Origin of the sequence: Advenella sp. FME57 (assembly GCF_014897675.1) — a bacterium.
GTDB lineage: Bacteria > Pseudomonadota > Gammaproteobacteria > Burkholderiales > Burkholderiaceae_B > Advenella.
Window position 1 is genome coordinate 35,643 of sequence record NZ_JABUXU010000017.1, and the last position, 23,554, is coordinate 59,196.

Here is a 23,554-nt window from a genome sequence, read left to right on the forward strand (position 1 = left end):
CTTCGTCCCTCTGTCACTCATCATTGCTGTTGTGACGCTGGCACGTCGTCTCAAAGGAAAATAACATTATGGAACTATTTGAACACCTGGCGCTGGGGTTTTCGGTGGCGTTCACGCCTGAAAACCTCCTTTATGCGCTGCTCGGTTGTATTCTCGGAACATTGATCGGCGTGTTGCCCGGTATCGGCCCTGTCCCTACCATTGCGATGCTGCTGCCGCTTACCTACGTTCTACCTCCTGTTGCCGGTTTGATTATGCTTGCCGGTATTTACTACGGCTCTCAGTACGGGGGGTCGACCACGGCTATTCTGGTGGCGCTCCCGGGGGAAACCTCGGCGGTGGTCACGGTGCTCGATGGCCACCAGATGGCCAAGAACGGGCGAGCAGGCGCGGCGCTTTCGATCGCCGCACTGGGCTCTTTCTTTGCCGGTTGCTTTGCAACAGTCCTGCTGGCCGCGTTCGCACCACCACTGGCTGAGGTGGCCTTCAAGTTCGGGCCCGCCGAGTATTTCTCGCTGATGGTGCTGGGTCTGATCGGCGCCGTGGTGCTGGCTTCAGGCTCCCTGCCCAAAGCCATCTGCATGATTCTGCTGGGTCTGCTGATGGGTATGGTCGGTACCGATGTGAACTCAGGCGTTGCCCGCTTTGACTTCGGCATTCCCGAACTGCAGGATGGCATTGACTTTGCCGTGGTTGCCATGGGTGTTTTCGGCCTGGCCGAAATCATGAACAATCTGGCGCAAAAGGAAAACCGCGTCAATATTACTGACAAGATCGGCAGCCTGTATCCAAACAAACAGGAATTCAGGGAAGCGGCGCCCGCCGTTCTGCGCGGTACGTTGCTGGGCTCCTCGCTGGGTATCCTGCCCGGGGGCGGTGCTGTGTTGTCGTCCTTTGCCTCCTATACCATGGAGAAAAAGCTTTCCAAGAATCCGGAACGCTTCGGCAAGGGCCATCCCGCCGGTCTGGCCGGCCCTGAGTCTGCCAACAACGCCGCTGCACAAACTTCGTTCATTCCCCTGCTCACACTGGGTATTCCAGGTAACGCCGTAACAGCGTTGATGGTGGGTGCGATGACCATTCACAATATTCAGCCTGGTCCTCAGGTAATGAGCAGCAACCCCGATCTGTTCTGGGGTCTGATCGTGTCCATGTGGATCGGTAACATGATGCTGGTGATTCTGAATCTGCCACTGATCGGTCTGTGGGTCAAGCTGCTCAAAGTGCCCTACCGCATGCTATTTCCGGCCATTGTGCTGTTCTGCTCGATAGGTGTGTACTCGTTGAACTATAACGTGTTCGATATCTATGTGATGGCTATCTTCGGTATCATCGGCTATTTCTGGAGCAAACTCAAATGCGAGGGTGCGCCGCTGTTGCTGGGACTGGTATTGGGCCCGATGATGGAAGAGAACTTCCGTCGTGCCCTGCTGCTGTCACGAGGTGATTTCACTACCTTTGTCACACGGCCGCTGTCCATGTCACTGCTTATCGCAGCAGCCATTCTGGTTGTGATCGTGGCCATCCCGTCGATCCGCAAGAAACGCGACCAAACCTTCGTCGAAGAAGATTAACACCGCGTTCTGAAAGAATAATCCCCGCCCGGGTCTGTAGTTAAAAACAACAGGATCCGATCAGGCGGGGATTTTTTTGTCTGTCTCTGTTGGGAACAATGGCCTGAACAATAAAGCCGATGGCCTGAAAATTACAGCAATAAAGCGTGCCAACTGCCAGGTGAGCACGCTTTATTGTTTCTTAACAGATGCCAACTGCCTTATTGCATGCAAAGCAGCGTTGCCGTATTTTTATGCGACGTACGACGATTGCCAGCGTCCCCGTGTCTGACTGGCAGGCAAAACATGGTTCTTTTCGGATGAGGACCGTTCTAATGCATGCCGGTTCAGAAAAACCGGCATGCGCAATTACAGCGACCAGCCGCCATCAATAATCTGCGTGGTGCCGGTGGTGTAAATGGATTCATCGGACGCCAGATACAAGGCAAGATAAGCGATCTCTTCAGGACGGCCGACGCGGCCAATAGGCTGGCGCGATACAAAGTTGGCGCGCATCTCATCTTCAGACGTGCCATATTTTTTGGCCTGACCGGCAATCCGGTCCTTGAGTGACGGCGATTCCACGGTGCCCGGGCAGATTGCATTGCAACGGATGCCCTGGCCGACGTAGTCGGCTGCCACCGCCTTGGTCAGCCCGATAACCGCCGCCTTGGTCGTGCCGTACGCAAAACGGTTGGGCACGCCTTTGACGCTTGACGCAGCAGAGGCCATATTGATGATGGATCCCTGTTTTTTCTCCAGCATGTCGGGCAGGAAGGTGCGAATCATGTGATACATGGAAGTCACGTTCAGATCAAAGGAAAAATCCCAGTCTTTGGGTTCACATCCCAGAATATTGCCATCATGCACATACCCGGCGCAATTGAACAGGGCATCCACGCCGCCGATTTCCTTGTGCAGGGCTGCAATCTGCTCGGGTTTGGTTACGTCCAGCTTGCGCGTTTCACAACCCTTGAGTTCAGCCAGCAGTGCTTCGTTGATATCGGTGGCATATACTTTGGCGCCTTCCCTGACGAACAGTTCCGCTGTCGCCCTGCCTATGCCCTGGCCTGCTGCGGTGATAAGTACGGTTTTTCCTGCCAGACGTTGTCCCATGGGGGATCCTCCTTGCGTTTTCATTAATAAAAGTTGTTTTGATATATAAACAAAGTTATCTTACCGGAATAGTTGGAGCGCTTCAATCATCGCCGTCTTTCTGTCTCTGAGGATTTACCCCAATGCCCGGCCGGTCCTTGGCAAAACCTCGTATACTCAGGCATCACTTTTATTAGTAAAACACTTATTTTATGACTGGAAATACGTCCGCCGCCAACCCATCGCGTTATTCGGCGCCCGCGCTGGAAAAAGGGATGGCCATTCTTGAAGTGCTGAGCGAGAGCACCCATGGCTGCACCATGAATGAACTGAGCGCCAGGCTCGCGCGCTCGGTCAGTGAAATTTTCCGCATGGTGATTGTGCTGGAAAAACTCGGCTATATTGCCGCAGATGCAAGCGATCGCTACACGCTGACACTGCGGCTGTTTCATCTGGCCCATCGGCATTATCCGGTTCGCCAGTTGACCGAATGCGCCGTTCCACTGTTGCAGGAGCTGGCCGTGCACAGCCAGCAGTCCTGTCATCTGAGCATTTACCGCCAGGGCAGACTGGTGATCATCGCCCAGGTGGACAGCCCGGCCAGATGGTCACTCAGCCTTAAACTGGGGACCGAAATGGGGTTGGGCGATACTTCGTCGGGGCAGGTGCTGCTGGCCTTCTGTGATGACGAGGAACGCGCGCGCATGCTGCAGACCCACGTGCCGACAGATGGCGAACTCATCCTGCCCGAGGAGCAATTACGCCGGCAACTGGCCAAGGTCAGGAAAGCGGGGTATTCGGTCATGAAAAGCCGACAGATCCAGGGCGTGACCAATATTGCTGCGCCCGTGCGCAACGAGCACGGACAGGTCATTGCCGCCATCAATGTGCCACACATCGCTCGTATTGATGCCTTGCAGGCCCCCTCGGCAGAGGCCATACGCCCGATGCTGCTCGATACCGCAGAGCGCATCTCGCGCCGGCTGGGCCATGAATAACGCGCTGTTGGCGTACAAGATGGAGCCAGCAGCACGAACCTGCAACGCAGAACGCTTACCTTGATCGGTGATCACCGCAAGACACGGCTGCGTATCGGTTGTGGGTGTTGTCGCCAAGTTTCTTTGTATCGACTTGCAGGCTGCGCCCGTAACAGATTCTCTCGGATCCGAGAACAGGGGAGCGGTTTGGGACGAGTCGGAACAGGAAAGAAGCGGAACAGGAAAGAAGCGGAACAGGAGAGAAGCGGGGCAGGAAAGAAGTGGAGCAGGAATGGCGTGTCGGCACAGACAGTATGTGTCAGTGAGTATGGAAAGGGACTCTGTCGCCAGCCGTACCTGCTGCGGCAGAGTCCCTGTTGCACTGGCTGGTTACTGGGCCAGTTTGTAGGCCATGACGTAATCGCCCAGTTTGGTGCCGACCGAACCATGGCCGCCGGCAACCAGCACGACCATCTGCTCATTTTTGCTGTTCAGATAAGTCATGGGGGTTGCCTGTCCGCCAGCTGGCAGCCGGGCGTTCCACAATACCTTGCCGGTCGTCAGATCATAGGCCCGTAGATAATCATCTACGGCAGCGCCCATGAAGACCACGCCCGAACCGGTGATCATCGGGCCGCCAATGCCCGGCACACCCATTGTAATGGGCAACGGCAGCGGTGACAGGTCGGCAATCGTGCCGTTTTTGTGTTGCCATGCCGTCTGGCCGGTGCGCAGGTCTACCCCGGCCACAAAGCCCCACGGTGGTTGCTGGCAAGGTACACCCAGAGGCGACAGGAACGGATGCATATTGACTGCATACGACGCACCCTCATTACTGTTAACGCCCTGTTCGCCCACGTTCATCTGCACATCTTTACCCAGTTCTTCCTTGGGCACAAGCTGGGATACGAACGCCAGTTGCAGGGGCATGCCGAACATGACCTGGCGTTTTGGATCGACAGCGATTCCGCCCCAGTTAAAGGCGCCGAAGTTGCCCGGATATACAATCGTTCCCTGCAGTGAGGGCGGCGTGTACTGGCCTTCGTAGCGCAGGGACTTGAACTGGATGCGGCACCACAGCTGATCAAACGGCGTACCACCCCACATTTTGCCTTCGGTCAGGGGATCGGGCTTGAAGTTCAATGCCGACTCCGGTTGTGTCGGCGCGCTGTGTTCACCTTCGATCGTGCCTTGTGGCGCCTTGACTTCGCGTACCGGCAACACGGCCTCGCCGGTACGACGGTCCAGAACGAATATATCACCCTGTTTGGTGGGCACAACCATTGACGGCACGACACCCTCGGCGGTGTTGATGTCCATCAGGCTGGGCTGGGCGGGCGAGTCCATATCCCATAGATCGTGGTGAATGAACTGGTGAACCCATTTGGCCTGGCCGTTGTTCAGATCCAGTGCGACCACCGACGATGCATATTTTTCCTCATGCTCGTTGCGGTACTGGCCGAGTTGATCCGGTGTGCGGTTACCCATGGGGAAATACACCAGACCCAGTTTTTCATCGACACTGCCGACAGACCAGCTGTTGGGCGAGCTTACCGTGTATTTCTGATCCGGATTGTTCGGATCAAATGGTGCAGTATCGTCGGGGTTGCCCGAATCCCAGTTCCACAACAGCTTGCCGGTGCGAGCGTCATAGGCCCGGATCACGCCGGAGGGCGAGTTGATATCATAGTTGTCATTGACTGCGCCAGCCACCACGATTTTGCCATCGGCAACCACCGGTGGGGAGGTGGAATAATAATACCCGTGCTGCTTGAAGGGCATGTTGTGGGTCAAATCAAGTTCACCGTTATCGGCAAAATCCTTGCAGACTTCGCCTGTTTGCGGATCCAGCGCAATCAGCTTGGCTGTGGCGGTTGGCAGAAACAGACGGGTGCTGCAAGCGGCGCCGGAATCGGCTGTTGTCACAGGCACAGCGGGGGCGGGTGTCGGGCTTGTCGCATCGGCCTGGCCATTGTCGGCGGTTGCCGTTGCGGTCTCACCTGCTGTCGACGCTGCAGCGCCCGTTGCGGCGCCATCACCGGCCCAGTAGGACAGGCCGCGGCAGGTCTGATGCTGGCGCTGGCCATCGGCCACCACATCGGCCTTGTATTCCCATTTTTTCTCGCCGGTATCGGCGTCCAGTGCAATCGCCCAGTTATGCGGCGTGCACAGGTAAAGCGTATTGCCTATCTTGATTGGCGTTGCCTGGTAGGTGAACTCATTGGTATCGCCTTCAAGCTTGACGTCGCCTGTCTGATAGGACCAGGCCAGTTTCAGCTTGCTCACATTGTCCGGTGTAATCTGGTCCAGCGGCGAATAGCGCTGGCCGTAACCCGTGCGGCCATAGGCGTGCCAGTCGTTATCCCCGGTGTGGGCGTTGTTGCCCATGTCCGGCTCTGCGCTCACTACGGCATCGGGCAATTGACCGTCGATTTCATGCGTTGGGTTGGCGATACTGCCCAGCGTGCCGATCGCAATTACGACTGTTATAACAGCAAGTACAGCTTTGGAGTTGGTGGCCTCGTTTGCGGCCATGCGACGATCGGACTCAAGACGGCTGCGCAGCGGGCGTGCAACGCCAGGCAACAGCAGGATAAGGCCGAGAATCAGGAAAAAACCCAGACGGGCAGCCAGCGGCCACCAGTCATAGCCGGATTCGAAAAACGCCCATACGGCCGTGCCAATCAGGAAGGCAGCGTATAGCACAAGAGCGAAGGGGCGGCGCTTGAACAGAAGAAATGCCGTAATCAGCAGGACGATACCCGCAGACACATAATAGATGCTGCCTCCAAGTGACAACAGCCAACCGCCTCCGACGGCAAGTGCCAGGCCGGAAAGTAGCGTGAGTAATGCCGCGATGGCGTTCATGATCTGCTCCGTTTGTTGATAATATATTTGTCATAGACACTATGCTCACTTACAACATGTCCTGAAAACAAAGCAGCAGGCATGGCCAGCACCGTGTCAAATCCGATTTTGTCATTCTAGCACCGCTGTATGTCAAATAACCGGGTCGTGAGCACGGACATTCGTTCCCATATGTTAATTGGCATGGGCCGCAACGGCCATAAAAAACCGGCACCCCTTTCGGGGCGCCGGCAATACACAATATCATTTTGACCAGGCTGCAAGAGCCCGGTCAGGCGTCATCAGACCTGGGTAATGAATTTGGTTACCAGATAACCGTCAAAGGTTTCGGTACCGCCTTCACTGCCGATGCCGCTGTCCTTGACGCCGCCAAACGGCGTTTCGGGCAGGGCAACGCCGAAGTGGTTGATGTTGACCATGCCCGCTTCGATTTCATTGGATGCCTTGGTGGCGGTCTGCAATGATGTGGTGAACACATATGAAGAAAGGCCGAAAGGCAGGCTGTTGGCGCGCTTGATCACTTCGTCCGTATCGGAAAAACGCACCACCGGCGCGATCGGGCCAAACGGCTCTTCGGTCATCAGGCGGGACTCGTCACTGATATTGGTGACCACGGTCGGTGGGAAGAAGTATCCCTGGCCGCCCAGCGGATCGCCGCCCAGTTCAATGGTCGCGCCCCCCTTGCGGGCATCTTCGACGAAAGAGGAAATGGCGCCGACACGACGCTCGTGAGCCAGCGGTCCCATTTCCGTGTCCTTGGCGGTGCCATCGCCTACCTTGACTCCTTTGAGGGTCTCGACAAATACCGACAGAAACTGGTCATAGGCCTTTTCCTGTACGTAGAAACGAGTAGGGGAGATGCATACCTGGCCAGCGTTGCGGATCTTGAATTTGGCCAGCATTTTGGCGGCTTTTGGAATATCCGCATCGTCAAATACTAGCACCGGAGAGTGCCCGCCCAGTTCCATTGTGATGCGTTTCATGTGGGCGCCAGCCAGTGCGGCCAGTTGCTTGCCCACGGGAACGGAGCCGGTGAACGACACTTTGCGTACGATCGGCGAGCGGATCAGGTAATCGGATACTTTTGGCGGATCGCCCCAGACAATGTTCAGGATGCCCTTGGGCAGGCCGGCGTCGTGGAAAATGCGGGCGATGGCCATCACGGCACTGGGCGCGTCTTCCGGACCTTTCAGGATGATGGTGCAGCCTGCGCCGATGGCTGCGGAAATCTTGCGGATCGCCTGATTGAATGGAAAGTTCCATGGAGTGAAGGCAGCGCATACGCCAATGGGTTCGCGCACGACAAGCTGGCGTACCGCCGGGTTGCGTGGCGGCACGATACGGCCATAAATGCGGCGGCATTCTTCGGCATGCCAGTCGCAATGATCGGCGCAGCTGACAATCTCGCCTACGGCCTCGGCCAGTGGCTTGCCCTGGTCTCGTGTCAGGTTCAGGCCAATATCCTGTGCCCGTTCACGAGCCAGTTCAGCGGCCTTGCGCAAAATGGCCGAACGATCCATGGGAGAGCTATGTTTCCAGGTCTGGAAGGCGTGATCGGCTGCTTTGAGGGCGCGATCCAGATCTGCTTCGCTGGCATGCGGCAATTGCCCAAGCACCTCGCCGGTAGCGGGGTTGACGACATCCTGCGTGGTACGACCGTCTCCTGAAAGAAACTCACCATCAATGTAAAGACTGAGTGCTTCATACTGGCTCATTACTTATCCTTTCTGTGTCTGTGGTATTTACATAAAAATGCGCCGCACCATCGCACGCGACAGTACCGCATAGGGTTGGTTTTTTTTATATTCTTGTGCCTATCCCGATAATAAACGGACTGGCGCAATTTTGCATGCGCAGCAGGCAGTAATGAAATATTTTTCATCTGATCATATTGCGGGTAAACCGAAAAAGTCGCTCTTCGCGCTTATCTGCGTCAGTTGCCAGGTCGTGCAAGTCAGTTGCAGTTCGCGGCGCCAGGGTTCATAATCGCCCCATCCAATCTCCTTCTGCTTCCCGGGCTTATGGCTTGTACTGTATGCCTGTGCTGTATCGTAACAATGAGAATATTACTTGTAGAAGACGAACCGTCCCTGGCCAAATGGCTTGCCAAAAGCCTGGCGCGCTATGCGGGGTTTATAGTCGAATGGGCAGACGACGGGCTGTTGGCGGTGCGACGCCTGGAGCTGGAGGAGTACGATGCGGTGATTCTGGACCTGGGCCTGCCGGGGCTGGACGGCGCCGGTGTGCTGGCGCGCATGCGGGCACGCGACGATCGCACGCCCGTGCTGGTATTGACTGCGCGCGACTCACTGAACCAGCGCATTGATTTACTGCATCAGGGCGCCGATGATTTTCTGGCCAAGCCTTTTGAGGTGGGCGAGCTGGAAGCGCGCCTGACAGCGCTGATCCGGCGCAGCCGTGGCAAAAGCCGCCCGCGGCTGCTATTGGGTAATCTGTCGCTGGATGCGGGCCTGCAGCAGTTTTATCTGGCCGATCAGCCGCTGGCCCTGTCGCCCCGGGAAACCGCCGTACTGCGCGTGCTCATGCAACGTAGCGGCGAACCGGTGAGCAAGCAGTCCATTCTGGATCGGGTAGTGGCCGACGACAAGGAAGTCAATCTGGAAGCCATTGAAGTGATCGTGCATCGCCTGCGCAAGAAACTGGCCGATAGTGGCGCGCAAATTGTCACGGTGCGTGGCGTGGGCTACAGCCTGGAAGCGTTGGCGGCACAGGCATGAAGCTGTTTTCGCGCAGCCTCAAATCCATTTTGCTATGGCTGCTGGTGCCGGCGCTTTTGCTCACCATGCTGACCGCCCTCGGCTTGTCCAGTAAGGACCTGCGCAAGCAAATCACGGTGGCCTACGATCGCTCCCTGGTCGGCGCGCTCAATTCACTGAACCATAACATCTCGACCGAAAGCGGTGGGCTCTCGCTGGAGCAGCCTTACACCCTGCTGGAGTTTTACGAGCTTACGGCCAATGATGACGTGTTCTTCAAGATCGCCGCCGACGACGGCCTGTCGGTCATCGGCAATGCAGATCTGCCGATGCCGGAGGTAGCCCTGGAGTCGGGCAAAGCCTATTTTTTCGATACCGATTATTTGGGCGAGCCGGTACGCTCGGTGGTCATGGCGCGCGAAGCAGTGCCGCCCCTGTATGGCGATAAAAGCGTGCGCATCATCATCCAGGTGGCCGAAGGCATTGGAGACCGGGAGTCCTTTATCAACCGCATGTTATGGCGCTCGGTGGGCCGGGATCTGCTGCTCATTGCGGTTGTGATGATCATTGTGATCGTTGGCATTATTTTCGCCGTACGGCCGCTGGAGCGCCTGCGCTACGAGATGCGTTCGCGCACCATCAATGATCTGCGGCCCGTGAGCACAGAGGGGATGCCCAAAGAGGTCAAGCCGCTGGTCAATGCGATCAATCAGCACATGCAGCGCTATACCGAGCAGGCGGACCGCCAGCGCCAGTTCCTGGATGACGCCTCGCATCAGTTGAAAACGCCGTTGGCCGTGCTCAAGACACAGCTGGATTACGCCTTGCGCGAATCAGACCCGCAGGAAGTGCGCGAGGTGCTGCTGTCCATGAATGAAGGGGTGGATCGGGCCATTCGCATGACCAGCCAGATGCTGGCGCTGGCGCGCGTGCGCGATTCGCTGGATACGCAGGTATGGCAGGTATGGCAGGACAGCGCCCCGGTCAATCTGGGTGAACTGGTCAATGAACTGGTCCGGGATTTGTGGCCGGTCATACGCGAGCGACGCATTGATCTGGAAGTCATACCGTCCGATACCCCGCTGTACGTGCGCGGGGTTGCCTGGCTGTTGCAGGAAGCGCTGCGCAACGTGCTGGATAACGCCATTCGTTATTGTCCGCGACAGGGGGCGGTAGCGATTTCGCTGGAGCGCCAGGACGATACCACGGTCCAGGTCGTGGTCGAAGATAGCGGGGCTGGGATGTCCGAAGAAGACAGGCAGAAAGCCGGTATCCGTTTCCGGCGGGGCAAGGCGGGCAAGCATTTGCCTGGCGCTGGCCTGGGACTGGCCATTGTCAGCACCATCCTGCAAATGCATCAGGCCCGGATGGTGCTGGAACCTGGTGTACGGCTCAAGGGCTTGCGTGTGCGCTTAGTGTTTACCCTTAATTTGACGCCTTAAACGGCATTGCCGCCGCATTTGAAAGGCAATCGAAAGGTTCCATCTGTAATGTACGCAGAGTTCCCGTGGTCCCGTGTGTTGTGGCGGTTGCGCAACGCGCAGGACAGGTTTTTGCCAGGCTCTAGCGTGCGCAGGTGCGCCAGAGCAATGGGCAGAACCGGACGGCAACGGCTGGTCAGGCTGCAGGCCCGGCCAATTCCTACCATTTAATTATAAAGATGAGACTAACCATGCGTTCTTCTTTCCTGTCCCGAGTCTTCGGTACTTCTGTCATTGCTGCCCAGCTTGCGATTGCACCGGCCGCGTTTGCCGACGAACCCCGTCGTCCTGAATGTATTGCACCGGCGCAGCCTGGTGGTGGTTTTGACCTGACCTGCCGTCTGGCGCAGGAAGGTCTCAAACAGAGTGGCGCGCTCAAAGCCCCGATGCGCATCGTGTATATGCCCGGTGGTATCGGCGCGGTCGCGTACAACAACGTGGTTGCGCAAAAACCGTCTGAAGGCGGCAATATCGTGGCGTTTTCCGGCGGCTCATTGCTCAATCTGGCGCAGGGCAAATTCGGCAAGTACAACGAAAACGATGTACGCTGGCTTGCTGCTATCGGCACCGATTACGGCGTGGCTGTTGTGCGCAATGACTCTCCCTATAAAGACTTGAAATCACTGATGCAGGCGTTCAAGGATGACCCGACCAAGATCGTGCTTGGCGCCGGCGGCACCGTTGGCAGCCAGGATTGGATGAAAGCGGCGCTTACTGCCAAGGCTGCGGGGGTGGATTACAAGAAAATGCGTTTTGTCGCCTTTGAAGGGGGCGGCGAGTCTGTCACCGCACTGCGTGGCGGCCATATCCAGGCCTATATGGGTGATGCGGCGGAAGCCTTCACCATGCTCGAAGGCGGCGCGCCCATCAGAGTGCTGGCCGTATTCAACGACAAACGTCTGGAGGGCAAGTTCAAGGACATACCCACCGCCAAGGAACAGGGCTTTGATATTCAGTGGCCGATTATTCGCGGTTATTATGTCGGCCCCAAAGTGTCTGACGAAGATTACAACTTCTGGCTTGATGCTTTCAAGAAAATGACCGCCGATCCCGGCTTTGCCAAACTGCGCGAACAGCAGGGTCTGTTCCCCCTTGATAAAACCGGTCCCGAGCTGGATGCCTATGTCAAGGAGCGCGTTGCCGCGTACCGCGAACTGGCCGATTCCTTTGGCCTGATGAAAAAATAACAGCACCGTCTGACCCGCTGCCGCCAGCCCTGGCGGGCAGCGGCCGGCGCTGCGGCGCCGTGACCATCTCTGTCTGGAACTACCACCATGAATGATCGCATATTGGGGATTGTATCCCTGGGGCTTGCCATATTCCTGACCGTCTTCGGCTGGAACCTGCATGCACCCGTTTCCTACGAGCCTGTGGGCCCGCGCGCCTTTCCCTTGCTGATTGCACTGGTTATCGGTCTGTGCGGCCTGTGGCTTATCTACAAAAACGAATTTACTGCCCAGGCCAATCCGCCGGGCGCCAACGGTCGCATTTTCTTGATGGTGCTGGTCGCCATGGGTTATGCCTTCCTGTTTCAATGGCTTGGCTTCGTTGTCGCTACCGTGCTCATGACCGTGCTGGTGGGTCGCCTGTTTAGAGGCGCCTGGATCAAGTGCCTGATGGGCGGTGTTGGCATGGGCGTTTTGTTTTTTCTCCTGTTCGATAGCGCGCTTGATGTCGTGCTGCCAACGGGGATTCTGGAGGGCCTGCTATGAGCGGCTTACTCGATCATTTATCTATCGGTTTCGGCGTTGCACTGACCTGGAGTAATCTGCTGATTGCTGCCGTTGGCGCTTTCCTGGGTACGCTGGTGGGCGTGCTCCCTGGCCTGGGGCCCATCAATGGCGTGGCCATGTTGATCCCGCTGGCGTTTGCCATGAACTTTCCGCCCGAATCCGCCCTGATTCTGCTGGCTGCCGTATATGTCGGCGCCGAATATGGCGGTCGGATCACATCGATTCTGCTCAACGTGCCGGGCGAGGCCAGCGCGATCATGACCACGCTTGACGGCTATCCGCTGGCGCGTCAGGGTTTGGCGAACGTCGCGCTGTCGTTGTCTGCCTGGTCTGCCTTCTGCGGTGCAATGGTTTCGGTTGTCGGCATTATGCTGCTGGCGCCATTACTGGCGCGCTGGGCCCTGGCTTTTGGCCCGCCCGAGTACTTTGTCCTGATGATATTCTCGTTCTGCTGCCTGACCAGCCTGCTGGGTAAAAAACCGGTCAAGGGAACGCTTGCGGCCATGCTTGGTCTGGCCATTTCCGTGGTCGGCGTGGATGCCAACTCCGGCGTCTATCGCTATACGTTTGACTCCGTGCATCTGGCAGATGGTGTCGAGTTCGTGGTTGTCGTGATTGCGTTGTTTGCGGTGGCCGAACTGCTTGAAATGCTTGAGAAAGTCATGGGCGGGCAGCGTATGGAGGTCGACTCCTCTGGCCGCAAAATGTTCAATCTGAAGGAGCTGGCCTTTACCTGGTGGAGTGTCGTGCGCAGCGCCTTTGTTGGTTTTTTTGTGGGTGTACTGCCGGGAGCTGGCGCCAGCGTGGCCGCTGCTGTGGCTTACTCACAGGAAAAACGCATTATTGAAGGCAAGGATCCCGATGCCAAGTTCGGCAAGGGCGATATGCGGGGTCTGGTTGCGCCGGAAGCTGCTGCTACCGGCTCTGCCATCGGTTCCTTTGTGCCCATGCTGACCCTGGGGGTGCCAGGATCGGGCACCACGGCGGTGATGATGGGTGCGCTCACGCTGTATAACATTACCCCCGGTCCTGTGCTGTTCGACACCAAGCCGGAGCTGGTGTGGGGGCTGATCGCGTCGCTGTTCATTGCCAACGTCATGCTGTTTGTCATGAACGTACCGATGGTGCGCGTGTTCTCCAAAGTGCTTGCGGTTCCTGGCTGGCTGCTGGTCCCGGGCATTTTATGCATCAGCTTTATCGGTGTATATGCGATTAATGCGGGCAGTTTTGATCTGATGATGGCTGTGATAGTCGGCGTTATCGGCTACTGGCTGCGCAAGATGGAAATCCCCATGGCGCCGCTGGTGCTTGGGGTGGTGCTGGGCGACATGATGGAACAGAACCTACGACGCGCCCTGTCCATTACCAATGGCGACGCCACGATCCTGGTCCAGAGCAATATCTCAATTGGCTTGTGGGTGGCTTCGGTGGCGGTGGTGGTATTGCCTTTACTGTTGCGCAGGTATAGCCGCAAAGGCAAAAAGCTGTTGGCGCAGACTGCAGACGACGGTGAATAAACTGCACTGATCGTTCTTTGTCGCAGTATCAAGAAAGGGGTGCCCTGCGGGGGCCCCTTGTCGTTTGTCGAAAGCAAAGCATGATGGTTGCGGGTTATTTCATACGTCATATGGGTGACGCATTCGGCAACACGGGTCAATCACATTTGTGCGTAGCGCAGCGTGGTTTCCAGCGCCTGCTGCAGCAAAGGGGTGACCCTGGCTGCCTTGGCCTCATCGTAGGCAAAGGGCCGGGACTCCTGCATATAGGCAATTTGGGTCAATTCCAGCTGTACGGCGTGAATGCGCTCGGCCGGGTTGCCGTACTGGCGGGTGATATAACCACCCTTGAAGCGGCCATTGGCCGCAGCGGTAAACTGACCATCCTGTTCGATCTGTTGCGCCAGCACTGCACACAGTTCTGGATGGGCGCTTTGGTTATTGGCAGTGCCGAAATTGAAGTCTGTCAGTTTGCCGGGAAAAAACCGGCTAATCTCGGAACGGATGGAATGGGCTTCCCACAAAACCGCAAACCCGTGTTCCTGCTTGATACGCTGCAGCTCTGTTTGCAGCGCCGCGTGATACGGCTCCCAGAACAACTGCCGACGCCGGATTTTTTCCTGCTCTGACGGTTCGCGCCCCGCCAGATAAAGCGGCTCTTTGTCAAAGGTGTCCACGGGACACAAGCCGGTGGTGTCCTGGCCCGGATACAGATTCTCGTCATCGGGCGGGCGGTTCAGATCAATAATATAGCGCGAATAGACTGGCGTCAGAAAAGAGGCGCCACCATCCCTGGCAAATCCGTAAAGCCGATCCAGATGCCAGTCGGTATCATCCACGAACCCGGCTACTTGCGTGAAGTTCGTGGCAATCTGCGGATCCAGCCTGGTCCCCATGTGGGGAATGGAAATGAGCAGAGGAATAGCGCCTTGCTGCAAGGAAAAAATGGGGTCCGGCATCGTTACTCCGTTTGCTCGTTCATCGCTGTTTCAGAAACCGACGGCCTGACCATCGCGGCGGGAGTCGGACGCTGCGTAATAGCCATGTTCGGCTTTATAAATAAGCTGTGCGGAGCCAAACTCAAGGCTGTCGGCGGCCGCTACTTCAACCCGGTGTCCACGCGCCTTCAGGCTCTGGACTACGGCGTCAGGCGTATGGGCTTCCAGATACACAATAGGACCGTTTTCCACGCGAAAGCGCGGTGCATCGCTCATGGCTTGCGGGTTTTGTGCGAATGCCCCCAGGCGCGCGACCATTTGCGCATGTCCCTGTGCCTGCATGCTGCCGCCCATCACGCCGAATGACATCAGCGGCTTACCCTGGCGGGTGATAAAGCCGGGGATAATGGTGTGCATGGGTTTTTTCTTGGGTCCGACGCAGTTGGCGTGTCCCTGGCGAACATTGAAGCCGCAGCCGCGGTTATGCAACGCAATGCCGGTGCCCGGTACAACCACGCCGGAACCGAAGCCGTGATAATTGGACTGGATGAACGATACCATCGTACCGTCCTGGTCAGCGGCGGTCAGATAAACCGTACCGCCACTGGCAGGCATGCCGGCAGCCGGCGTCGACGCTTTGTCCATATTGATAAGGCGAGCGCGTTCCTTCAGATAGGCAGGCGACAACAGATCTGCCGCAGTCAGCGTCATATGGACAGGGTCGGCAATATGTTCGTGCAGATCGGCAAACGCCAGTTTCATGGCCTCAACGCCCACATGATAAAAATCGGGGCTGTCTACGCCCATGGATTCAAGATCGAATTGATCCAGGATGCCGACGCCCATCAGGGCGGCAATGCCCTGGCCGTTGGGCGGAATCTCGTGCAGCGTCAGATCGCGGAAGTTGGCGCTGATGGGCTCAACCCATTCTGCCGCAGCGCTGTCCAGATCGGCGGCCGTCAGATAGCCTCCGGTCTGCTCGGCAAAGGCAATGATTTTTTCGGCAAGCGCACCGCGGTAGAAGCTTTCGCCGCGGGTTTGGGCAATGTCCTTCAGGGTCGCGGCCTGTTCAGGAAACGTCCACAACTGGCCGGCCTTGGGAAACTGACCCTCAGGCATAAATGCCTGGGCAAAACCGGGCTGGTCCTTGCAGGTCTCGCCCTGCGCAGCCCAGATTCGCGCAATGTTCGGCGAAACCATAAAGCCCTGTTCCGCATAACGGATGGCCGGTTCAAACAGTTCTTCAAAGGGCAGCTTGCCGAATCGTTCCGACAGGGCGCGCCAGCCGGCCACTTGCGTTGGCACGGTTACGGTGCCCCAGCCCTTGCCGGGCATCGTCGGCTGGTCCTTGAACAGGTCATACGTCCATTTTTCGGGAGAGCGGCCACACGCGCTCAATCCGTACAGTTTGCCTTCATGCCAGATTTGCACAAACAGATCGCCGCCAATGCCGTTCATGACCGGTTCCACCACTGTCAGGGCGATCGCGGTAGCCAGCGCACTGTCTACCGCGTTGCCACCACGGTAAAGCATGGACAGCCCGGCCTGCGCGGCCAGCGGTTGCGAAGTGCTGACAGCGTTGCGAGCAAAAACGGGCATTTTTTGTGAGCGGTAGGGGAAGGACCAGTTTAAATCGGACATGGGAAATATTTCACTTCTGTTGGTTGGAGGAGGGCAGCGCTTAAAAGAGAGCCATTTGTGTTATTTCATAATGAACATGATAATCATAGCTTATTATCAAGGCATATCCACCAGGACGCACCGGGGGCCCCGCATTTGCGTGAACGGCCTGGCCACCCTGCCACTCGCGCGCTGCTGGGCGCTCGCTGGTGCCTGGTCTGCGGCAGTTCCTTCGGTGATTTCCCGGACAACAGCCGGTGTGCTCGCCAAGCGGGCAGATAGCATGGATAATAAACATGAACCAGACGCAACCGATATTGGAGACACAATGAGCAATTCAATTTCACAGCAGGGCAGTGACGACATCGCCTTTCACATGCATCCCTATACCAACGCGATCACGCATGCGTCACAGGGGCCATTGGTCATCACCCGCGGTGATGGCATTTATGTGGAAGATGAAAACGGCAAAAAATACATCGAAGCCATGGCCGGGTTGTGGAGCGTTGCTGTCGGTTTCAGTGAGCAGCGATTGGTAGACGCCGCCATGCGCCAGATGCAGACCCTGCCGTTCTATCATTTGTTTACCCACAAAACGCATGAAGCCGCTGTTCGTTTCGCCAAAACGCTGATTGACTTGGCGCCGGTGCCCATGAGCAAGGTGTTCTTTACCAATTCCGGTTCAGAAGCAAATGACACTGTCATGAAACTGCTGTGGTATCGGTCCAATGCACTGGGTCAGCCGAATAAGAAAAAACTTATCGCCCGCCATAAGGGCTATCATGGGGTCACCATCGCATCGGCCAGCCTGACCGGCTTGCCGGGCAATCACAAAGGCTTTGACCTGCCCATTGAGCGCGTATTGCATACGACATGTCCTCACTATTGGCGCGAAGGGCGGGACGGCGAAACCGAAGAGGAATTTGCCACCCGCATGGCGGCAGACCTTGAGGCGCTGATCCAGAAAGAAGGCCCCGACACCATCGCGGCGTTCTTTGCCGAACCGGTCATGGGCGCAGGCGGGGTCATTGTGCCGCCGAAAACCTACTGGGAAAAAATCCAGGCCGTGCTGAACAAATATGACGTGCTGCTGGTGGCCGACGAAGTTATTTGCGGGTTCGGGCGCACCGGCAAAATGTTTGCCAGTGAAACGTACGACATCAAACCCGATGTGATGGTGCTGTCCAAGCAGATTTCTTCTTCCTACCAGCCGCTGTCGGCCATATTGCTCAATAGCCGCATGTTTGATCCGATTGCCGATGAAAGCAACAAGCTGGGCGTGCTGGGGCATGGTTTTACAGCCGGAGGCCATCCGGTGGCGGTTGCCGTGGGTCAGGAAAACGTGAATATCATTCGTGAAAGAAATCTTGTACAAAATGCATCTGTGACAGGAGCACATCTGCAGCAACGGCTTGCCGGGTTGAGCGATCATCCGCTGGTGGGCGAGGTGCGCGGAGTGGGGCTGATCGCGGGCGTAGAGCTTGTGACTGACAAGGCGGCCAAAACTGCATTGGCCAGCCCCGGGCAACTGGGCACCGCCGTAAGCCGCAAGCTGCAGGAACTGGGCGTGATTACGCGCAATATCGGCGATACCCTGGCGTTTTGTCCGCCGTTGATCATTACCGCCGAGCAGGTGGATACCCTGGTCGACGCGGTCACGCAGGCGCTGGATGCCACTCAGCAGTCGCTCAGGTCCTGAGCCTGATCCACCCGGGCTGCAAACTTGAAGGTGCGCAGCCAGGCAAACACATTTGAAATATTTCAGATATGTTTGCCCTGTGCAATACAATGATATGCGCCGGTTGGTGGCGGGGGTCGTCGTAGGCGGGGCCTGTCGCTGCATGAGTGATACTGGGAGAAGCAAGGCTTATGTCTGCAGCAACTGCGAATAACAAGAATCCTCTGGTGCGTTTTAAAAGCGTGCGCAAGAGTTACGATGGCAAAAACCAGGTCGTCAGGCACCTGAACCTGGATATTCGGCAAGGGGAGTTTCTGACGCTGCTGGGGCCGTCGGGATCGGGTAAAACCACCACGCTCATGATGCTGGCCGGTTTCGAGGCGCCCACCTCCGGCACCATTGAACTGGCCGGCGAGCAAATAGATAACCTGCCGCCTCACAAACGTAACATTGGCATGGTCTTCCAGAATTACGCCCTGTTTCCGCATATGACGGTTCAGGAAAATGTGGCCTTTCCACTCAAAGTGCGCAAATTCGATGTCGACACCCAGCAACAGAAAGTCAAAACAGCCCTGGCCATGGTGCAACTGGATGGGATGGAAAAGCGGTATCCCGCGCAGTTATCGGGCGGGCAGCAGCAGCGCGTGGCGCTGGCCCGGGCATTGGTTTTTGAGCCAGAACTGGTGCTGATGGATGAACCGCTGGGGGCGCTGGACAAACAGTTGCGCGAACATATGCAACTGGAAATCAAACGCCTGCACGGCGAATTGGGCATCACGGTCGTATATGTGACGCACGATCAGGACGAGGCATTGACCATGTCGGATCGCGTCGCCGTCTTTCATGACGGCATGGTCCAGCAAATTGGTTCACCCCAGGATATATACGAAACACCCGATACCGCATTTGTCGCCGGCTTCATCGGCGAGAACAACCGTACCCATGGCACCATTACGCAGGCAGGCGTGCATCAGGCAACAGTCAATTTGGACAGCGGGATGCAAATCCAGGGCACCCAACAATTGGGGATGAAGGTGGGTGACCGCGTGTCGGTCTCCATTCGTCCCGAACGAATCGCGCTCAATCCAGCGGAAAATTCCACGGATGTGCGCTGCCAGGGCAGGGTTCAGGAAGTCATTTATCTGGGAGATCACGTTCGTGTTCGACTGGTCATCAACGGCGATCCTGATTTTGTGGTGAAACAGCCGGTGTCTCAAGTGCGGCAGAAAATAACGGTAGGCGATACAGTGGATCTGGGCTGGAATCACGAGTTTGTGCGGCTTCTGGATCCCATCGAGAAGGCGGCAACGGTATAACAACCTTTTATGTGGAGAGAGACAAATGAAAAAGAAAACAATCAAAGCTGCAGTGTTATTCACGGCGGCCATGGCCTGTCTGGGGTCGGGCATGGGCGGTGTGTATGCGGCCGATAGCCTGACACTGGTCTCCTTTGGCGGGGATAATAAAACCGCGCAGGAAAAAGCCTATTATGGGCCGTATGAAAAGGCAACGGGCACCAAGATAACGGCTGCTGAATACAATGGCGAGCAGGCCAAGATCAAGGCCATGGTAGATACCAACAGCGTCAGCTGGGATGCGGTGGAAGTGGAAAGCCCTGAACTGGTTCGCGGCTGCGAAGAGGGCCTGTTCGAACCCATCGACTGGGGTGTGATCGGCAACAAGGCCGATTTTATCGAGGCGGCGACCGACAAGGATTGCGGCGTGGGCATGTTTGTGTGGTCCGTCGCGCTTTCCTACGATGGCGACAAATTCAAGGACAATGCCCCCAAAAGCTGGGCCGACTTCTGGGACGTGAAAAAATATCCCGGCAAGCGGGGCTTGCGCAAGGGCGCCAAGTACACACTTGAAATTGCCCTGATGGCCGATGGCGTATCGCCCAAAGAAGTGTACAAAGTGCTGGCTACGCCGGAAGGGGTGGACCGTGCTTTTGCCAAGCTTGATCAACTCAAGCCCAATATCCAGTGGTGGGAATCCGGTGCGCAGCCCGCACAGTATCTGGTGTCCGGCGATGTGGTTATGACCTCTGCCTATAATGGCAGGATCTCCCAGGCGGCCCGCGAAGGTAAAAATCTGAAAGTAGTCTGGGACGGCAGCGTGTACGACCTGGACTATTGGGCGATTCCCAAAGGCAGCGCCAACAAGGCGGAGACAATGAAATTCATCGCCTTTGCCAGCAAGCCAGAAACCCAGAAAGTGTATGCTGAAAATATCGCTTATGGCGCCGTCAATAAAAAGGCAATCGAGCTGATCGACAAGAAATACCTGGCCGATATGCCGACTGCGCCGGACAACGAAAAGAACGCCATTGCACTGGATGTGAACTTCTGGATCGACAACGGTATTTCTCTGGAGCAGCGTTATAACGCCTGGGTTGCCAAATAATGGCTGGTCCACGCAAGGCGCTCTGGCTGGTTGTGCCGCTGCTGCTGTTTCTGCTGCTGACCTTTGTGGCGCCAATCGCTTCTTTTCTGGGAAAAAGCGTGGCCAATCCCGAGGTGGTCACGATTCTGCCGGCCACCGTCAAAACGCTGCACAAGTGGGAACCCGGTACGCCGGTCAATGAGGATATGTACCGTGCCCTGGCCGACGATCTGGCCCGGGCGCGGGCCGAGCAGGCCATGGGGCCGCTAATGCAGCGGCTCAATTTCGAGCGGGCGGGGTTTCGCACGCTGATTGCCAAAACAGCGCGCAGACTACCCTTCAAGATAGATCCGCCAAGTTTCGAGAAAGCGTTCGAAGAGATCGACCCGCGCTGGTCCGATCAGGCTTACTGGGGCATATTAAAAAACAATGCTCGCGCGCAAACGCCATACTATCTTCTGACCGCCCTGGATCTCAGGCAGGCCCCCGACGGCAGCATCGCGGCGGCACCACCGGACCAGGGGATCTTCAAAACCATTTATTTGCGCACCTTCTGGATGGCGGCTGTGGTCACCCTGGTGGCGCTGGTGTTGGCTTATCCGCTGGCCTATCTGCTGGCGCGGTTGCCGGCGCGTATCAGTAATCTACTAATGATTCTGGTATTGCTGCCATTCTGGACCTCACTGCTGGTGCGCACGGCAGCGTGGATCGTGCTATTGCAAAATGGTGGGCTGATCAATGGCCTGCTGATGCAAATCGGGCTGATTGATGCCCCGATGCAACTGGTGTTCAACCGGCTGGGCGTTTATATTGCCATGGTGCATATCATGCTTCCATTCATGATCCTGCCTTTATACAGTGTGATGAAAGGTATTTCGCCCACCTATATGCGTGCGGCGGTGTCGCTGGGCTGTCATCCCTTGCGCAGTTTCTGGGCGGTGTATTTCCCCCAGACCCTGCCAGGCATTGGCGCAGGCTGCCTGCTGGTCTTCATTACGGCTATCGGCTATTACATTACACCCGCACTGCTGGGCGGTCCGAAGGATCAGATGATCAGCTACTTTATTGCCTTCTATACCAATGGCACCATCAACTGGGGCCTGGCCGGCGCATTGGCAGCCATGTTGCTGCTGGCGACATTGATACTGTATGCGGTCTACAGCCGGCTAAGCGGCTCGACCCGACTGGGGGTGGCCTAAGTGACGCAGGAAAATACCATTCGCACGCCTGCCGAACGCATCTGGCGCATGGTGCACTGGCTGCTGGCCATCCTGGTGTTGCTGTTTCTGATTGTGCCGGTGCTGGTCATTGTCCCATTGTCCTTCAACGACAGTTCCTTTCTGGTGTATCCGCTCGATGGCTTTTCCCTGCGTTGGTATGAGAATTTTTTCCAGTCGTCCGAGTGGATGCTGGGCCTGAGAAATACGCTGATCGTCGCTCCGCTGGCGACCGTCATTGCCACGGTATTGGGAACTGCTGCTGCGCTGGCGCTGTATCGGGCGCGTTTTCCCGGTAAAGGCCTATTGCTGGCGCTGCTGATTTCTCCCATGGTCGTACCGGTTGTTATCCTGGGTGTGGCTGCTTATCTGTTTTTCGCGCCAATGGGTCTGGCCAATAATCTGGGCCTGTTGGTGGTCATGCATGCGGTGCTGGGTACGCCCTTTGTGCTGATTACCGTGATGGCTACGCTCGAGGGCTATGATACCAACCTGGGAAGGGCGGCGGCCAGCCTGGGCGCCCCGCCGTTGTATGTGTTTCGACGGGTCACGCTGCCGCTGATTGCGCCTGGCGTGATCTCGGGGGCGCTGTTCGCCTTTGGCACCTCGTTCGATGAAGTGGTCATGACTCTGTTCATTGCGGGGCCCGACCAGTACACCTTGCCGCGCGTCATGTTCAGCGGCATCCGCGAAAACCTGAATCCAACGATCGCTGCCGCAGCGACATTGCTGATTCTGTTTTCGGTCGCCATGCTGCTGACGCTGGAATGGCTGCGGCGGCGCGCCGAACGGCTGCGTCTGGCGATGCCCCAGGCGTAAACCAACAGCGCGTTGGCGGCAGCATGGGGAGCGCAGGAGTCGCGCATTGAGGGCCAGGCGATTTATGCGGCTGCCCCTTGCGGCGGGTCGGTTGTGTCGGTGCGCTCGTGCCGATGACGGATGCAATATTACAGATGCAATGTGAGTGTTTATCGTCACGCCAGGAGCTGGCCAGGATATGAGGGCAGCGGTACACCGGCCCAGGAAGGTATCACGTGCCTCATTATGTGCCGAATTATGTGCGCCATTAAATACCCCTGAAAGTGCTCTATAAATGCGAAAATAAGATACGTGATAATATCTTAAATAATAATAGCAAAATGCTAACCCGACTTTGAGCGGTGCCCCGGAAATATGACCATAGCGAAATCTGTAAAAACACGGCGGCGAGGCGCCAGGCTTGAGCAGGCCATTATTGAGGTGGCCTGGGACAGGCTGATTGAACACGGGTACGCCTCGCTGACCATGGAAATGGTTGCCAGCGCTGCGCATACCAGCCGTTCGGTGCTCGCGCGGCGCTGGAACAGTAAAGCCGCCTTGGTGCTGGCGGCAATTAAATACCAGCTCTCCAGGCATCCGCCGCAGGTGCCCGATCGGGGCGATGTGCGGGAAGAGCTGCTTGAGTATCTGCAACGTCTTGGCAACTTTGCACCCATCTTCACAACAGTCAATGCCTTGCTGTCGAACGACCTGTTTCGCAAGGCATTTGCCACGCCGGAAGAGGTCAGACGGGCGCTGAGTGCGGGCAAAACGGATAATCTGAGCGTGATCCTGGACCGTGCGGTGGCGCGCAACGAAATAGATCCGGACAAGCTGATCCCGCCGGTCAAGACCCTTGTCCGGGACCTGCTGCGTCATCATGTCATGATGCACCGGGCCGCGCCGTCCGAACAATTGCGCGTTGTCTGGGTCGATTCAATTTTTCTTCCGCTGGTGCGACGCGCCTGAACCTGAACCCAAGACCATTGGCCTGCATTGTG

General features: G+C 56.9%; 18 protein-coding genes. 13 read left to right on the top strand and 5 right to left on the bottom strand.

The window, feature by feature from the left end; all coding sequences use genetic code 11:
- The first annotated feature begins 68 nt into the window (after positions 1 to 68).
- Positions 69 to 1,574 (top strand): tripartite tricarboxylate transporter permease, encoded by a 1,506-nt coding sequence (locus INT32_RS17550; protein ID WP_193090014.1) that lies wholly within the window; start codon positions 69 to 71, stop codon positions 1,572 to 1,574.
- Between the two features lie 348 nt (positions 1,575 to 1,922).
- Here the strand turns inward: INT32_RS17550 and INT32_RS17555 are convergent, their stop codons facing one another.
- Complete coding sequence (locus INT32_RS17555; RefSeq protein WP_193090015.1) at positions 1,923 to 2,669, bottom strand: SDR family oxidoreductase; 747 nt, start codon at positions 2,667 to 2,669, stop codon at positions 1,923 to 1,925.
- A gap of 191 nt (positions 2,670 to 2,860) precedes the next feature.
- Between INT32_RS17555 and INT32_RS17560 the strand changes: the two genes are divergently transcribed.
- Entirely contained in the window at positions 2,861 to 3,646 is a 786-nt protein-coding gene (locus tag INT32_RS17560) for an IclR family transcriptional regulator (protein ID WP_193090016.1), read from the top strand.
- Between the two features lie 369 nt (positions 3,647 to 4,015).
- Here INT32_RS17560 and INT32_RS17565 read toward each other — a convergent pair whose 3' ends face one another.
- Entirely contained in the window at positions 4,016 to 6,493 is a 2,478-nt protein-coding gene (locus INT32_RS17565; protein ID WP_193090017.1) for a membrane-bound PQQ-dependent dehydrogenase, glucose/quinate/shikimate family, read from the bottom strand.
- Positions 6,494 to 6,774: 281 nt separating this feature from the next.
- Positions 6,775 to 8,208 (bottom strand): NAD-dependent succinate-semialdehyde dehydrogenase, encoded by a 1,434-nt coding sequence (locus INT32_RS17570; protein WP_193090018.1) that lies wholly within the window; start codon positions 8,206 to 8,208, stop codon positions 6,775 to 6,777.
- 342 nt (positions 8,209 to 8,550) lie between these two features.
- On the opposite strand from INT32_RS17570, the gene INT32_RS17575 reads away from it, so the two are divergent.
- From INT32_RS17575 to INT32_RS17595, 5 genes are all read left to right on the top strand, one after another.
- Positions 8,551 to 9,231 carry a response regulator gene (locus INT32_RS17575; RefSeq protein WP_193090019.1) on the top strand — a complete coding sequence of 227 codons (681 nt, stop codon included), beginning with the start codon at positions 8,551 to 8,553 and terminating at the stop codon, positions 9,229 to 9,231.
- Positions 9,228 to 10,652, top strand: coding sequence for a sensor histidine kinase (locus INT32_RS17580; protein WP_193090020.1), 1,425 nt, complete (start codon positions 9,228 to 9,230; stop codon positions 10,650 to 10,652). Before INT32_RS17575 ends, INT32_RS17580 begins: the two co-directional genes overlap by 4 nt.
- Before the next feature lie 230 nt (positions 10,653 to 10,882).
- Entirely contained in the window at positions 10,883 to 11,878 is a 996-nt protein-coding gene (locus tag INT32_RS17585) for a tripartite tricarboxylate transporter substrate binding protein (protein WP_193090021.1), read from the top strand.
- 87 nt (positions 11,879 to 11,965) lie between these two features.
- Positions 11,966 to 12,403 carry a tripartite tricarboxylate transporter TctB family protein gene (locus INT32_RS17590; protein WP_193090022.1) on the top strand — a complete coding sequence of 146 codons (438 nt, stop codon included), beginning with the start codon at positions 11,966 to 11,968 and terminating at the stop codon, positions 12,401 to 12,403.
- Complete coding sequence (locus tag INT32_RS17595) at positions 12,400 to 13,941, top strand: tripartite tricarboxylate transporter permease (RefSeq protein WP_193090023.1); 1,542 nt, start codon at positions 12,400 to 12,402, stop codon at positions 13,939 to 13,941. Before INT32_RS17590 ends, INT32_RS17595 begins: the two co-directional genes overlap by 4 nt.
- Before the next feature lie 140 nt (positions 13,942 to 14,081).
- Here the strand turns inward: INT32_RS17595 and hutG are convergent, their stop codons facing one another.
- Together hutG and INT32_RS17605 are read right to left on the bottom strand one after the other, a co-directional pair.
- Positions 14,082 to 14,879, bottom strand: a complete 798-nt coding sequence (hutG, locus tag INT32_RS17600; RefSeq protein WP_193090024.1) for an N-formylglutamate deformylase — start codon at positions 14,877 to 14,879, stop codon at positions 14,082 to 14,084.
- 30 nt (positions 14,880 to 14,909) lie between these two features.
- Positions 14,910 to 16,499 carry a gamma-glutamyltransferase family protein gene (locus INT32_RS17605; RefSeq protein WP_226817243.1) on the bottom strand — a complete coding sequence of 530 codons (1,590 nt, stop codon included), beginning with the start codon at positions 16,497 to 16,499 and terminating at the stop codon, positions 14,910 to 14,912.
- 307 nt (positions 16,500 to 16,806) lie between these two features.
- Here INT32_RS17605 and INT32_RS17610 point away from each other — a divergent pair, with 307 nt between their 5' ends.
- The 6 genes from INT32_RS17610 (at position 16,807) to INT32_RS17635 (ending at position 23,522) form a co-directional block, all read left to right on the top strand.
- Positions 16,807 to 18,177 (top strand): aspartate aminotransferase family protein, encoded by a 1,371-nt coding sequence (locus INT32_RS17610; protein ID WP_193090025.1) that lies wholly within the window; start codon positions 16,807 to 16,809, stop codon positions 18,175 to 18,177.
- Positions 18,178 to 18,347: 170 nt separating this feature from the next.
- Positions 18,348 to 19,472 (top strand): ABC transporter ATP-binding protein, encoded by a 1,125-nt coding sequence (locus tag INT32_RS17615; protein WP_193090026.1) that lies wholly within the window; start codon positions 18,348 to 18,350, stop codon positions 19,470 to 19,472.
- A gap of 25 nt (positions 19,473 to 19,497) precedes the next feature.
- Positions 19,498 to 20,559: an ABC transporter substrate-binding protein gene (locus INT32_RS17620; RefSeq protein WP_193090027.1), complete on the top strand. Its 1,062-nt coding sequence runs from the start codon at positions 19,498 to 19,500 to the stop codon at positions 20,557 to 20,559.
- The gene (locus INT32_RS17625; RefSeq protein WP_226817245.1) at positions 20,559 to 21,737 is read left to right on the top strand and encodes an ABC transporter permease; all 1,179 of its coding nucleotides are present in this window, start codon (positions 20,559 to 20,561) and stop codon (positions 21,735 to 21,737) included. Before INT32_RS17620 ends, INT32_RS17625 begins: the two co-directional genes overlap by 1 nt.
- Positions 21,738 to 21,785: 48 nt before the next feature.
- Positions 21,786 to 22,574: an ABC transporter permease gene (locus tag INT32_RS17630; RefSeq protein ID WP_193090071.1), complete on the top strand. Its 789-nt coding sequence runs from the start codon at positions 21,786 to 21,788 to the stop codon at positions 22,572 to 22,574.
- 354 nt (positions 22,575 to 22,928) lie between these two features.
- On the top strand, positions 22,929 to 23,522 hold the full coding sequence (locus INT32_RS17635) for a TetR/AcrR family transcriptional regulator (protein ID WP_193090028.1): 594 nt from the start codon (positions 22,929 to 22,931) through the stop codon (positions 23,520 to 23,522).
- The last annotated feature ends 32 nt before the right edge of the window (positions 23,523 to 23,554 follow it).